General features: G+C 73.7%; 13 protein-coding genes. 9 read left to right on the forward strand and 4 right to left on the reverse strand.

What is annotated here, in order from left to right:
• On the forward strand, positions 1 to 1,318 hold a 1,318-nt coding region (locus tag ACFU74_RS30885), incomplete at its 5' end, for a DUF5719 family protein (protein WP_380762703.1).
• A 71-nt stretch (positions 1,319 to 1,389) separates the two neighbouring features.
• Here the strand turns inward: ACFU74_RS30885 and ACFU74_RS30890 are convergent.
• Positions 1,390 to 1,842, reverse strand: a complete 453-nt coding sequence (locus ACFU74_RS30890) for a metallopeptidase family protein (RefSeq protein ID WP_380762706.1) — start codon at positions 1,840 to 1,842, stop codon at positions 1,390 to 1,392.
• 164 nt (positions 1,843 to 2,006) lie between these two features.
• Between ACFU74_RS30890 and ACFU74_RS30895 the strand changes: the two genes are divergently transcribed.
• From ACFU74_RS30895 to ahcY, 6 genes are all read left to right on the forward strand, one after another.
• The gene (locus ACFU74_RS30895; protein WP_380762709.1) at positions 2,007 to 2,372 is read left to right on the forward strand and encodes a DUF3499 domain-containing protein; all 366 of its coding nucleotides are present in this window, start codon (positions 2,007 to 2,009) and stop codon (positions 2,370 to 2,372) included.
• A gap of 196 nt (positions 2,373 to 2,568) precedes the next feature.
• On the forward strand, positions 2,569 to 3,951 hold the full coding sequence (locus ACFU74_RS30900) for a phosphomannomutase/phosphoglucomutase (RefSeq protein WP_380762711.1): 1,383 nt from the start codon (positions 2,569 to 2,571) through the stop codon (positions 3,949 to 3,951).
• A gap of 100 nt (positions 3,952 to 4,051) precedes the next feature.
• The gene (locus ACFU74_RS30905; protein ID WP_344321698.1) at positions 4,052 to 4,234 is read left to right on the forward strand and encodes a Trm112 family protein; all 183 of its coding nucleotides are present in this window, start codon (positions 4,052 to 4,054) and stop codon (positions 4,232 to 4,234) included.
• Between the two features lie 76 nt (positions 4,235 to 4,310).
• Positions 4,311 to 5,606 carry an SIS domain-containing protein gene (locus tag ACFU74_RS30910; protein ID WP_380762713.1) on the forward strand — a complete coding sequence of 432 codons (1,296 nt, stop codon included), beginning with the start codon at positions 4,311 to 4,313 and terminating at the stop codon, positions 5,604 to 5,606.
• Positions 5,607 to 5,712: 106 nt separating this feature from the next.
• Positions 5,713 to 6,687 carry a cation diffusion facilitator family transporter gene (locus tag ACFU74_RS30915; RefSeq protein ID WP_380762716.1) on the forward strand — a complete coding sequence of 325 codons (975 nt, stop codon included), beginning with the start codon at positions 5,713 to 5,715 and terminating at the stop codon, positions 6,685 to 6,687.
• 327 nt (positions 6,688 to 7,014) lie between these two features.
• Positions 7,015 to 8,463: an adenosylhomocysteinase gene (gene ahcY, locus ACFU74_RS30920; protein ID WP_380762718.1), complete on the forward strand. Its 1,449-nt coding sequence runs from the start codon at positions 7,015 to 7,017 to the stop codon at positions 8,461 to 8,463.
• Positions 8,464 to 8,542: 79 nt separating this feature from the next.
• Here the strand turns inward: ahcY and ACFU74_RS30925 are convergent, their stop codons facing one another.
• Positions 8,543 to 9,670, reverse strand: a complete 1,128-nt coding sequence (locus tag ACFU74_RS30925; RefSeq protein ID WP_380762721.1) for a hypothetical protein — start codon at positions 9,668 to 9,670, stop codon at positions 8,543 to 8,545.
• Positions 9,667 to 10,203: a SigE family RNA polymerase sigma factor gene (locus ACFU74_RS30930; RefSeq protein ID WP_380762724.1), complete on the reverse strand. Its 537-nt coding sequence runs from the start codon at positions 10,201 to 10,203 to the stop codon at positions 9,667 to 9,669. The genes ACFU74_RS30925 and ACFU74_RS30930 overlap by 4 nt, the downstream gene beginning before the upstream one ends.
• 124 nt (positions 10,204 to 10,327) lie before the next feature.
• Here ACFU74_RS30930 and ACFU74_RS30935 point away from each other — a divergent pair, with 124 nt between their 5' ends.
• On the forward strand, positions 10,328 to 10,978 hold the full coding sequence (locus ACFU74_RS30935) for a hypothetical protein (protein ID WP_380762727.1): 651 nt from the start codon (positions 10,328 to 10,330) through the stop codon (positions 10,976 to 10,978).
• A 36-nt stretch (positions 10,979 to 11,014) separates the two neighbouring features.
• Here ACFU74_RS30935 and ACFU74_RS30940 read toward each other — a convergent pair whose 3' ends face one another.
• Complete coding sequence (locus ACFU74_RS30940; RefSeq protein WP_380762729.1) at positions 11,015 to 11,932, reverse strand: RDD family protein; 918 nt, start codon at positions 11,930 to 11,932, stop codon at positions 11,015 to 11,017.
• Between the two features lie 219 nt (positions 11,933 to 12,151).
• Here ACFU74_RS30940 and ACFU74_RS30945 point away from each other — a divergent pair, with 219 nt between their 5' ends.
• A complete protein-coding gene (locus ACFU74_RS30945; protein ID WP_380762730.1) occupies positions 12,152 to 13,156 on the forward strand; it encodes a stage II sporulation protein M in 1,005 nt (334 codons plus the stop codon).
• Positions 13,157 to 13,597 lie beyond the last annotated feature (441 nt).

Here is a 13,597-nt window from a genome sequence, read left to right on the forward strand (position 1 = left end):
GCCGGCCACCGCCGCCCCGGACGCCGGGGCCACCGCCCCGGCCGCCACCGGCGCGCCCACGGCCCCCGCCGCCGCGCCCGCGCCCGCCCCCGACAAGGACGCCGCGCCCGCCGACGCCCGGCTCACCCTGGCCAAGCCCGGCACCCCGGTGACCGCCCCCGCCGCCAACGGCGACCTGGCCCCCGGCGCCGGGGCCGTCGCCACCGGCGCGCTCGCCCCCGGCTTCACCGTCACCCAGACCACCACCGTCACCGAGCAGCGCGGCCTCGGGCTGTCCGGGATCACCTGCACGCCGTCCGGCACCGGCTTCTGGTTCGCCGGCGCCTCCACGGCCGAGGGCCGCAACGACTACATCAGCCTGGTCAACGCCGAGACCAGCGCCGCCGTGGTCGACATCAAGCTCTACGGCGACAAGGGCCTGATCGAGAACGACGCCGCCAACGGCATCAGCATCGCCCCCGGCAGCTCGCAGTCGGTGCTGCTGCCCACCCTGAGCAAGGGCCAGGTCGCCGACCTCGCCGTGCACGTGGTCGCCCGCACCGGCCGGGTCGGTGCCGCCCTGCACGCCGCCGACGGCAGCAAGGGCGCCGACTGGGTGCCCGCCTCCGCCGACCCGGCGCCCGTCCAGGTGCTGCCCGGCCTGCCCGCCGACACCGCGTCCGCCCGGCTGGTCGTCTGGGCCCCGCCGGAGGACGACGCCGACCTGAAGATCGAGCTCTCCGGCACGAACGGCTGGTTCACCCCGGCCGGCAACGAGTCCATCCACGTCAAGGCCGGCATGGTGGCCGCCGTCGACCTCGGCAAGGTGACCCGCGACGAGGTCGCCGGACTGCGGGTCTCGCCGACCGACGACAAGCACCCCACCCCGGTGGTGGCCGGCCTGCGGATCGACCGCGCCGCGGCCAACGGCAGGACCGACTCCGCCTGGCTGGCCGGCACCGTGCCGGTCGGCCCCCGCGCCACCGTCGCGGACAACCGGGGCGGCGGCGCGTCCACGCTCTTCCTCACCTCCACCGGCGAGGCCGCCACCGTCCGGGTCACCGCCTCGGCCGGCACCGGCGGCGGCACCCCCGCCACCCAGGACGTCCAGCTGCCGGCCGGCGGCACCGTCGCCATCCAGGCGCCCGAGCCCGCCGGACTGAACGGAAGCTACGCGCTCACCGTGGAGACCGTCTCCGGCGGCCCGGTCGCCGCCGCCCGGATGCTCGCGATCACCACCAAGGACGTGCCGATGTTCACCGTCCAGGCGCTGCGCGACGACCGCTCCAGCGTCAAGGTCCCGCAGGCCTCGCAGGACCCCGGCGTGGTCCTGCGCTGACACCGCGAGGACGGCGGAGGGGCCGCACCCGATCACGCGATCACGGGTGCGGCCCCTCCGCCGTTCCCGGCTCAGTCCTCGTCGTAGCGCGGGTCGATGGCATCGGGGGAGAGCCCCAGCAGCTCCGCCACCTGCTCGATCAGGATCTCGTGCACCAGTGCCGCGCGGTCCTCCCGCGACTTCGCCCGGATCTCCACCGGCCGCCGGTACACCACGATCTGGCTCTTGCGCCCCTTCCGGCCCGGCGAGACCCGGCCCAGCGGCACCCCGCCGTCCGGATCGGTGCCGTCCGACTCGTGCAGCGGCACCTCCTGGACGGCGAACTCCACCTCGATCAGCTGCGGCCAGCGCCGCTCCAGCCGTTCCACCGACTCGCGCACGTAGTCGTCGAACAACTCGGAGCGGGTGAGCGAGATCGGGACCTGCGGCGGCGCCAGCGGGCCGCGCAGACCCCGGCCGTGCCGGTCACGGTGCCGAGGGCGGCGTGAGGGACCCGTTGATGACTGCGGTGCGGAGCTGTCCATATCACTGCCGAGAGTAGTCCTTGGACGCCAGGAAGTGGACCACCCCCGCAGCTGTTCGCCCGGGGCGAGCGGAGCGCCCGGGCGGCGCGCGGACGACGACACGGCACACCCTCCGGACAGGCGGTCTTCGCTCCCCGGCGAGGAGTGCTGTACCGTCCACCCTCGTGAGCTCTGTACGTCGTTGTTCGCGGACCGCGTGCGGCCGTCCGGCCGTCGCGACGCTGACGTACGTCTACGCGGACTCCACCGCCGTCCTCGGACCGCTCGCCACCTACGCCGAGCCGCACTGCTACGACCTGTGCGCCGAGCACGCCGAGCGCCTCACCGCCCCGCGCGGCTGGGAGGTGGTCCGGCTCGCCGCCGAGGCCGGACCGCTGCGCCGCAGCAGCGACGACCTGGAGGCGCTCGCCAACGCCGTCCGCGAGGCCGCCCGCCCGCAGACCCCGCGTCAGGGCCGCGCCCCCGAGGGCGAGTCCACCGGGGGGCACCGCCGCGGCCACCTCCGGGTGCTGCGCTCGCCCGACAACTGAGCCGCCGCCCGGCCCGCTCCCGCCCGCGTCCGGATCCCGCCCCCGCACGAACCGTTCCGCCCGCCCGGGTACGCTGCCCCCCTGTACCGGGTGGCGGCCGCCGCCGCGCCCGGTCGTATCGTGACCACGGGCGACCGGCCCGCCGGCCAGGCCCGGCGCGTTCGCCGATCAGACACAGAACCAGGGTGGAGCCGCAGTGCGCGACCTCAAGCAGCTCGTGAAGGCGTACGACGTACGGGGCGTCGTCCCGGACCAGTGGGACGAGAACCTCTCCCGCGCCTTCGGCGCCGCGTTCGTGCAGGTCACCGGCGCGACCGCGATCGTGGTCGGCCACGACATGCGCCCCTCCTCCCCGTCGCTGAGCCTGGCCTTCGCCGAGGGCGCGGCCGGCTACGGCGCCGACGTCGTGCAGATCGGCCTCTGCTCGACCGACCAGCTGTACTACGCCAGCGGCGCGTTCGACCTGCCCGGCGCGATGTTCACCGCCAGCCACAACCCGGCCGAGTACAACGGCATCAAGCTCTGCCGGGCCGGCGCCGCCCCGGTCGGCCAGGACACCGGCCTCGCCGAGATCCGCGAGCTGGTCGAGTCCTGGACCGGCGAGGACGACACCGTCACCGTCCCGGCCCGCGACGTCCGGCCGGGCACCCTCTCCGAGCGGGAGACCCTGCGCGGCTACGCCGACCACCTGCTCGGCCTGGTCGACCTCACCGCCGTCCGCCCCCTGAAGGTCGCCGTCGACGCCGGCAACGGCATGGGCGGCCACACCGTGCCCACCGTCTTCGACGGACTGCCGATCGAGCTCGTCCCGATGTACTTCGAGCTGGACGGCACCTTCCCCAACCACGAGGCCAACCCGCTCGACCCGAAGAACCTGGTCGACCTCCAGGCCAAGGTGCGCGAGGTCGGCGCCGACCTCGGCCTCGCCTTCGACGGCGACGCCGACCGCTGCTTCGTCGTCGACGAGCGCGGCGAGCCGGTCTCCCCGTCGGCCATCACCGCGCTGGTCGCCGCCCGGGAGATCGCCCGAGCCAAGGCCGCCGGCGAGGCCGAGCCGACCATCATCCACAACCTGATCACCTCCTGGACCGTGCCCGAGGTGGTCCGCGAGCTCGGCGGCAGCCCCGTGCGCACCCGCGTCGGCCACTCCTTCATCAAGCAGGAGATGGCCGTCACCGACGCCGTCTTCGGCGGCGAGCACTCCGCGCACTACTACTTCCGCGACTTCTGGCGCGCCGACACCGGCATGCTCGCCGCGCTGCACGTGCTGGCCGCCCTCGGCGGGCAGCCGGGCACCCTCTCCGAGCTCACCGCCGAGTACGACCGGTACGCCGCCTCCGGCGAGATCAACAGCACCGTCGCCGACCAGGCCGGCCGCACCGCCGCCGTCCGCGCCGCCTTCGCCGTCGAGGGCACCACCGTCGACGAGCTGGACGGCCTCACGGTGGCCGGGCCGGACTGGTGGTTCAACCTGCGCGCCTCCAACACCGAGCCGCTGCTGCGCCTGAACGTCGAGGCGAAGGACCCGGCGAGGATGGCCGAGCTGCGCGACGGCGTACTGGCCGTGGTCCGCGCCTGACGTACGGCCCCGGTGCCCCGGCCGGTAGGGTTTCCTCTCGGCCGGGGCACCGCCGTGCCGCCCGCCGAAACCCCCGTACCGAGACCGGAGACCGAACGCCATGAAGCTCGAATCCTTCCTGCTGGAGATCCTGGTCTGCCCGCAGTGCCGGGCCGCGCTCACCGAGGGCGGCACCGAGGAGCAGCCGGAGCTGGTCTGCACCGGTGAGGGCTGCGGCCTGGTCTACCCGGTGCGCGACGGCATCCCGGTCCTGCTGGTGGACGAAGCCCGCCGCCCGGCCTGATCCTGGAGGGGCGGCCCCGCCCCGCGCCCGCCGACCGCCGTCCTCAGCGCCCAGCCACCTGCCGGAGGCCCGCCGCATGCTCGACGACACCCTGCTCGACGACCCGGCCGCCCTCCAGCGCGCCGACCACGACCGCGCGCTGCTCGCCCTCGCCGGCTCCGGCGCCCGGGTCCGCACCGCCCTGCGGCTCGCCGACGCCGCCGGCCTGGACCGGCTGCGCCCCGACGGCCGCCCGCGCGCCGTCCTGGTCGCCGGGCACGGCAGTGCGCTGACCGCCGGCGAGATGCTGGCCGCCCTGGCCGGCACCGCGAGCCTGGTCGCCCCGCTTCCGCCCACCGACGCCGCGCCGGTCCCACGCCCCGACCGGGCCACCGCCCCGGCCGCCTTCACCGCCGGCCTCGCCTGGCAGCTCCCCGGCTGGGCGGGCCCGCTCGACCTGCTGGTGATCAGTTCCGCCGGCGGCGGCGAACGGGGCCTGGTCGCGCTCGCCGAGCAGGCCTACGCGCGCGGCTGCGCGATCGTCGTCACCGCGCCCGAGGGCAGCCCGCTCGCCGAGGCCGCGCTCCAGGTCCGCGCGCTGCCGCTGCCCTTCGTGCCGTCCGCCGTCGAGTCCGCCGAGCCCGGTGCCGGTGCGCCCGGCGGCCTCGGGTCCGCCGCCGCCGAGCCGGACCTGCCCGCCGAGGACCCGGCCGCGCTCTGGGCCCACCTCGCGCCGATGCTCGCGCTCACCCAGAAGCTCGGCGTCACCCAGCTGGCCTACGACGCGCTGCCGCTCACCGCCGACCTGCTGGACGCCACCGCCGTCCGCTGCCGGCCGGACGCCGCCGCGTACACCAACCCGGCCAAGGGGCTGGCCGCCCGGCTGGCCGGGACCGTCCCGCTGCTCTGGGCCGAGGGCCAGGTGGCCGGCGCGGCGGCCGGACGGTTCGCCGCCCAGCTCGCCGACCGGGCCGGCCGCCCCGCGCTGGCCGGCCTGCTGCCGCAGGTGCTCACCGCGCACCGCGGCATGTTCACCGGGCAGCTCGGCGCGGGCGCCGACCCCGACGACTTCTTCCGCGACCGGGTCGAGGAGCCGGATCCGCTGCACCTCCAGGTCCTGCTGCTGCGGCACGTCCCCGGCGAGGCCGCCGCAGCGCCGTCCGGTCCCGACACGGCGGGGGAGGCGGACGGCGGCCCCGGCGAGGTGCCGGCCGACGACGCGGGCCCGCGCAGCTTCGGCGCCACCCGGGCGCACCGGCTCGCGACCGCCCACGACGTCCGGCTCACCGAGTACGCCAGCCGCCGCTCCGACCCGCTGCACGCACTGGTCGACCTGGTGGCGCTCACCGACTTCGCCGCCGTCTACCTGGGCCTCGCCGCGGCGCGGTCCTGAGCCCTCGGCGGGCGGCCCGGTACCGTATGCGGTCGACGACGACCCGGCGGACCGGGCGTCCGGCACGGGCCGCGCGGACGGCCCCCGACGGAGGGACCTTCCGGGCATGAGCACCGAAGGCGGTACCAAGGCGCTGGTCGCGGCGCTGACCGCGAACCTGGGCATCGCGGTGAGCAAATTCGTGGCCTTCGCGTTCTCCGGCTCCTCCTCGATGCTCGCGGAGGGCGTCCACTCGCTGGCCGACTCGGGCAACCAGGTGCTGCTGCTGGTCGGCGGCAAGCGGGCGCAGCGCGCGGCCACCCCCGAGCACCCGTTCGGCTACGGGCGCGAGCGGTACATCTACGCGTTCCTGGTGTCGATCGTGCTGTTCAGCGTCGGTGGCATGTTCGCGGTCTACGAGGGCTACGAGAAGATCGCTCACCCGCACGAGCTGGACAACTGGTACTGGCCCGTGGGCGTGCTGGTGTTCGCCATCGCGCTGGAGAGCTGGTCCTTCTTCACCGCGTTCCGCGAGGCCGCCAAGGACAAGGGGACGCACGGCTGGACGTCGTACATCCGCCGGGCCAAGGCGCCCGAGCTGCCGGTCGTGCTGCTGGAGGACACCGGCGCGCTGATCGGCCTGGTGCTGGCGCTGTTCGGCGTGAGCCTGACCGCGATCACCGGGGACGCGGTCTGGGACGGCATCGGCACGCTCTGCATCGGCCTGCTGCTGATCGCCATCGCGTTCGTGCTGGCGATCGAGACCCGCTCGCTGCTGCTCGGCGAGTCGGCCCACCCCGAGACGGTGGGCCGGATCCGTGACGCGCTGGTCGACCACGACTCGGTCGGCCGGGTCATCCACATGCGCACCCTGCACCTCGGCCCCGAGGAGCTGCTGGTCGCCGCCAAGATCGCCGTCCCGGCCGACTCGACGGCCGCGGAGGTGGCCGAGGCCATCGACGCCGCCGAGGTGCGGGTCCGGCGGGCGGTGCCGATCGCCCGGGCGATCTACCTGGAGCCGGACATCTACAGCGCGGAGAAGGAGGCGGCGGGCGACGACCCGTACGCGACGCCCGGCGGGCCGGTTCCCGGCGCGCACTGACGGGCCCGCCGCACCGTCGGTCCCGGAGGCCGAAAACGGCCGTAGCGGGCCGCCGTCCGGGGCCGTCGGTGTAGATTCGTCCCCAGAGCCAGAACGTCGCTGCTGATGGCGGTCGATCGGCGGCCCGCCCCCGAGGGGGTGCGCGGCCGGTCGAGGGAGAGAGGTCCTCCGACGGTTTGTGCCGAGCAACAGGGCATCCGTGCCGCGCCGGTGGACCGTGCCGCGGACCGGGCGCCCTGGCGTCGCCGCACACCCGCGCGGCCCGCCGTGTTGTGACGCACACCAGGACCTTGGCCACGCCCCACCCGTCACACGAGGAGCAGACGCATGTCGACCGACATCACCGGTGACTTCAAGGTCGCCGACCTTTCCCTGGCCCCGTTCGGCCGCAAGGAGATCCAGCTCGCCGAGCACGAGATGCCCGGCCTGATGGCGATCCGCGCCGAGTACGCCGAGTCGAAGCCGCTGGCCGGCGCCCGGATCACCGGCTCGCTGCACATGACCGTGCAGACCGCGGTGCTCATCGAGACCCTCACCGCCCTCGGCGCCGAGGTCCGCTGGTGCTCCTGCAACATCTTCTCCACCCAGGACCACGCGGCCGCGGCCATCGCGGTCGGCGCGGAGGGCACCCCGGAGAACCCGCAGGGCGTCCCGGTCTTCGCCTGGAAGGGCGAGACCCTGGAGGAGTACTGGTGGTGCACCGAGCAGGCGCTCACCTGGCCGAACGGCCAGACCCCGAACATGATCCTGGACGACGGCGGTGACGCCACCCTGCTGATCCACAAGGGCGTCGAGTTCGAGAAGGACGGTGCCGCGCCGGACCCGTCCACCGCCGACAACGACGAGTTCCGCATCATCCTCGAACTGCTCAACCGCACGCTCGTCGAGACCCCGAACAAGTGGACCGAGGTCGCCGCCACCATCAAGGGCGTCACCGAGGAGACCACCACCGGTGTCCACCGCCTGTACGAGATGCACCGCGACGGCAAGCTGCTGTTCCCGGCGATCAACGTCAACGACTCGGTCACCAAGTCGAAGTTCGACAACAAGTACGGCTGCCGCCACTCGCTGATCGACGGCATCAACCGCGCCACCGACGTCCTGATCGGCGGCAAGGTCGCGGTCGTCTGCGGCTACGGCGACGTCGGCAAGGGCTGCGCCGAGTCGCTGCGCGGCCAGGGCGCCCGGGTCATCGTCACCGAGATCGACCCGATCTGCGCGCTGCAGGCCGCGATGGACGGTTACCAGGTCGCCACCCTTGAGGACGTCGTCGAGATCGCCGACATCTTCATCACCACGACCGGCAACAAGGACATCATCATGGCCTCCCACATGGAGCGGATGAAGCACCAGGCCATCGTGGGCAACATCGGCCACTTCGACAACGAGATCGACATGGCCGGCCTCGCCAAGCTCGCCGGCGTCGTGAAGACCGAGGTCAAGCCGCAGGTCCACGAGTGGCGCAAGGCCGACGGCCGCACCATCATCGTGCTCTCCGAGGGCCGCCTGCTGAACCTGGGCAACGCGACCGGCCACCCGTCGTTCGTGATGTCCAACTCCTTCGCCAACCAGACGATCGCCCAGATCGAGCTGTTCACGAAGACCGAGCAGTACCCGACCGGCGTCTACGTGCTGCCGAAGCACCTGGACGAGAAGGTCGCCCGCCTGCACCTCGACGCGCTGGGCGTGAAGCTGACCACCCTCAGCCAGGAGCAGGCCGACTACATCGGCGTCCCGGTCGAGGGCCCGTACAAGTCGGAGCAGTACCGCTACTGATCGGCCCCGCGCCGACGCACGCCGGTGGCCGGCACTCCCCCGCGGGGGAGTGCCGGCCACCGGCGTGTGCGGAACGGGTTCAGTGGAGGACCTCCGTGGTCCAGGCGTTCTCGTCGGTACCGCGCGAGGTGACCCGGTCGAGCAGGCCGTTGAAGCCGCCGATCGAGGCGAACGGCGCCTCGCCGTCCCTTGAGGAGACGCAGAGCTTGACGCCTTTGGAGCTCCGGCAGGTCTCCGGGAGCGGCTCGACCTGGATGCCGGGCGGGACGGCGAGAGCACGGCCCGGGACCTCGACCGGAGCGGTGTCGGGTACAGCCGTCAAGGTGAGGTGCTTGTCGCCCAGCGTGAAGCCGACGGCCGCCATCCACGGGTAGCCCCCGGCGGCCTCGGGTCCGTAGTCCAGAATCGCTCCGGCCGCCGGGGTCAGGCCGGCGGGCAGGCTCTTGATCCTGAAGGGCATGGCCACCGCCCGGGGTTCGGCCCTGACCTCGGCGGCGGCCTGCACCATCACGTTCGCGACGCCGTCCGCGTCGCTCATGTACGAGGCGTGCAGCTCGGCCCAGCGGCCGTCGGCGAGCTTGAAACGCAGTGTCCGGTCCAGGCCCTCGCCCGACGGGTTGCCGGGTGCGCTGCCGACCCAGTACGCCGGCCGACCGTTGATCGGGGCGGTGTCCACCCGGTACCGGAGGCCGGCGCCGAGGTCGAGCGGGGGCTCCACTCCGGGCGCATGGACGGTCAGGAAGAGCAACTGGTGATTGTAGTTGTTGGTGGAGTTCGTCTGCTTCGGGCCGATGGCCTTGACCTGTGACGCTTCCGGCCGCCCGCTGAAGCCCTTGTTGTAGGTGAAGCCGTCGAAGCCGGCGGGCAGCCATCCGAAGGTGGCCTGCACCACGAGCGGGTTGTGGCCGGTGTCCGGGCCGACCCGGGGCCCGACGGAGCCGGAGCCGGAGGCCGCCGCCGAGACGGTGGAGTCGGCGCCGCCCTCCGGCCAGGTCGCGCCCAGGGTGGCGGCGCCGACCGCCACCGCCGTCACCGCGCCGAGCACCGCCAGGCGCCGGCGCAGCAGCCGGGACCGGCCGGTCCGGACCGCCCAGGCGGTGTCGGAACCCGTGCCGGGCGCCGGTGAGTCGGCCAGCGCGGTGAGCTCGGCGGCCAGCCGCTGCTCGGCCGCGGACAGCGAGGAGGAACCGTCGTACGGGTCGTTCACGATGTGATCCTTTCGGAGGGACCGGCCGCCGCCGCGACGGTCTCGTGGTCGAGGAGCCGGCGCAGCGCGTGCAGGCCCCGGGAGGACTGGCTCTTGACGTTGCCGGTGGAGCACCCCATCGCGGCGGCGGTCTGCTCGACGGTGAGGTCGCAGTAGTAGCGCAGGACCACCGTGGCCCGCTGCCGAGGAGGCAGTGCGGACAGCGCGGCGCGGAGGTCGACCGAGACGTCCGGGTCCGGGACGACCGCCGCCCGTTCGGGGAGGGCGGCGTCACGGCGGCGTGCCGACCACCGCGCCCACGGCGAGCGCTGCTCGGCGAGGAAGGTGTTGACGAGCACCGTCCGCACGTAGCCGTCGAGGTTGTCCACCTTGGACATCCGGCCCCAGCGCACGTAGAGCTTGGTGACCGACTCCTGGACGAGGTCGTCCGCGCGGTGCCAGTCGCCGCACAGCAGGTAGGCCACCTTGCGGAGCCACGGCGCCCGAGCCGCGACGAACGCCGTGAAGTCGGCGTCGCGGGTCTGCTTCGCCATTGATGGGTGCTCCCTTCCGCCGGTGCCGCGGGTGCGGCACTCACCTCCCTGATGCGGGGAGTCGGGGGGAGGTTGCACGGCCCGTCCGAAGTCGTCGCTCCGGCCCGGACGTAGGCTTTCGGGCATGCCCAACGGCCGGTACTCGCTCCACGACACCCACGACCACGTCCTGCTCGGTGAGGAGCGGTTCAGCTGCGCGCCCGGCCCGGCCGGCTGGCGGTACGTCTCCAAGACGTACGCGCCGGACGGCCGCGTCCTCGGCACGGTGGACCTCACCCTGGACTCGCGGGCCCGGCCGCTGCGGATGGAGCTGCGGGCCGGCGGCTGGCAGGTCCGCGGCGGCGCCGTCGACGGGGTCGCCTGGGTGCGGGCCGACGCGGCGGACCCGGCCGGTGAGCAGGCGGCGGAGGGACACGACCGGGCCCACGGCTTCGCCGGGCGCTCGCCCGGGTTCCTGGTCGCCACCGCGCGGCTGCTGCGGCTGCGGGAGGGGGCGAGCGCGCGGGTGCGGCTGGTGGCGTTCACCGAGCCGGTGCTGGCGCCGCGCACCTTCGACCAGGGCTGGCTGCTGGAGGGCGTCGACACGCACGCGACGGACTCGGGGCCGCTGGTCGTCGAGCGCTACCAGGTCGCGGACCTGGAGACGGGCGAGCAGCAGGTGGTGCACCTGGCGGGGGACGTCGTCCTGGCGGCGGGCGGGATCGAGCTGGAGGAACTGGAGTCGCCGCCGAACCCCTGGCCGGCCGAGTTCGGGTACGGGGAGGGGCTCGGCTAGGCGGTCTCAGGTGCTCGCGGGAGGCCCCGGGCGGGCTCAGGCAGGCGGGGCGAAGCCGGTGCCGGAGGCCGGCGGCGTCGGCGGGGCGGGCGGGGCCGACGGGGTGCTCGGCGGGACCGGTGCCCAGGCCTGCTGCTGCGCCTGCTGCTGAGCGTGTGCCTGCTGCTGGGCCTGGGCCTGCTGGAACGCGTACCCCTGCGCCCGGCTCCACTCGCGCCGCTGGCGCTCGGTCAGCACCGCGCCCAGGTACGCCGCCGGGTGCACCCCGTACGGGACCGGGTGGCCGGTGCGGGCCGCCAGGTCGTCCGCGAGCCGGGCGGACATCTGATGGGCGACGGCCCGGTCCAGCTCGCCGATCCGCCCGAGGAACTGCCGGACGGCCAGCCAGAGCGGCTCCGGTACGGCGGAGAGGTCCAGCGCCACCAGCTCGCCGCCGATCGCCTGGAGCAGTTGCGGGTTCACCGGCGGCAGCGAGATCGCCGCCCCGCTCCCGCCGGGCACCCGCTCACGGACCACCAGCGTCCCCGCGAAGACGTCGCCGAGCCGCTTGCCGTCCGAGGACACCACCGAGCAGACCACCGCCGGTACCCCGAACAGCACGATGACCTCCAGGAAGCCGACCAGTCCGCGCACCAGCGAGTGGCGGAACCGCACCGGCCCGCCGTCGCTGCGCACCACCCGGAGCCCCAGCGCGGCCTTCCCCAGCGAACGCCCCCGGGTCAAGGTCTCGATCATGACCGGCAGCGCCACCAGGAAGAAGACGGTGAGCCCGATCGTCACGGCGGCGACCGCCGCCCCGTCGAGGTCGACCAGGAGCAGGCTCAGCAGCAGGGTCGTCGCCACCAGCCCGGTGATCTGCACGGTGAGGTCCAGTGCGATGGCCAGCCCCCGGCTCGGAAGCTTCGCCGCGCGCAGGCCGAGGACGACCGCCTCGCCCGTCACCAGGTCGCTCAAGACACCTGTCCGTTCCCGTCGGTGGTACGCGGTCCGTGGCGGGGAATCCGGCGGATCGGCCCCCACGATCCCGAGATCTGCTGCCGTCAACATACGGGTCCGCGGAGCCCGCCGGGAAGTGAGGTCCCGGGGGCCGTGGCACCGTCCGGCCCTGGCATGCTGGGCCCACCTGTCCGCACCGCCCGACCGCGCGCCCCGCGCCGACCATGGAGCCGCCGCATGGACCTGGACGTCTTCGTCGCCACCCACCAGGGGGAGTGGGCCCGGCTGGACGCCCTCGCCAGGAAGCGGCGCCCGACCGGCGAGGAGGCCGACGAACTCGTCGCCCTGTACCAGCGCGCCACCGGGCACCTGGCGAAGGTTCAGGCCGCCGCGCCCGACCCGACCCTCGAAGGCCGGCTCACCAGCCTGGTCTCCCGGGCCCGCGACGCGGTCACCGGCAGCCGGACCAGCGGCTGGCGGGACGTCGCCCGCTATTACACGGTGAGCTTCCCCGCCGCGCTCTACCGCTCGCGCCGCTGGTGGATACCGGTCGCGGTGCTGTCGCTGCTCGCCACCGCGCTGGTCGCCTGGTGGGTGGCCGGCCACCCCGAGGTCCGCGGCAGCCTGGCCGCGCCGGACGAGCTTCGGGAGATGACCAGGCCCGGCGGCGCCTACGAGACCTATTACTCCGACCGCCCGGCGAGCTCCTTCGCCGCCCAGGTCTGGACGAACAACGCCTGGATCGCCGTGCAGTGCCTGCTCTACGGCGTGGTGCTCGGCCTGCCGGTGCTGTGGGTACTGGCGAGCAACGTCCTCAACCTCGGCCTCGGCATCGGCCTGATGGCCTCCGCCGGCCGGCTCGACACCTTCCTCGGCCTGCTCATCCCGCACGGCCTACTGGAGCTGACCGCCGTCTTCGTCGCCGGCGGCCTGGGACTCCGTCTCGGCTGGACGATCGTCGACCCCGGCCCGCGCACCCGGGCCACCGCGCTCGCCGAACAGGGCCGCTCGATCGTCGGCATGGGGATCGGCCTGGCGACGGTGCTGGCGTTGTCGGGCGTCCTGGAGGCGTTCGTGACCCCGTCCGGCCTGCCGACCTGGGCCCGGATCACCATCGGCGCGCTCGCGGAGGTCGCGTTCCTCCTCTACGCGCTGGTGCTGGGCCGGAAGGCCGCAGGGGCCGGGGAAACCGGCGATCTGGATGCGGCCGACCGGGCGGACCTGCAGCCGGTCGCGGCCTGAGTCGATGTGATCAACAGGCCTCTGAGCTGCTACTCTTCTCGCAACCCGGCCAAACCATTGACGTGGTAGGGGTGGGCTAGTAGGTTTGAACGGTTGGGATCGACTGGACAGCAGTCAGGCTCAGGCGTTAGTGTCTACGACACCGCCGAGTCGAGGCGAGTGTGCTTCATCGAATGCACGCCCTCTCCGACAAGGTAAATCCCGGGACTGAGCACACCGAAGGCTTTGATAGGCTTCGGAGCGAAGTTGAAGGAAATCCCCCCAGCGGGAATCGGATGAATGAAACTCCGGAAAACGGAGCGGAAAACATCTGGTAAGCTGGAAACACGAAAGAACGAAGCGCCCAGAGGGCCGGTGTGAAAGCCGCCTGAAGGAAGCGTCCGTTCCTTGAGAACTCAACAGCGTGCCAAAAGTCAACGCCAGATATGTTGACATCCCCGG

It is taken from the genome of Kitasatospora sp. NPDC057500 (assembly GCF_042802195.1).
In the GTDB taxonomy this organism is placed as follows: Bacteria; Actinomycetota; Actinomycetes; order Streptomycetales; family Streptomycetaceae; genus Kitasatospora.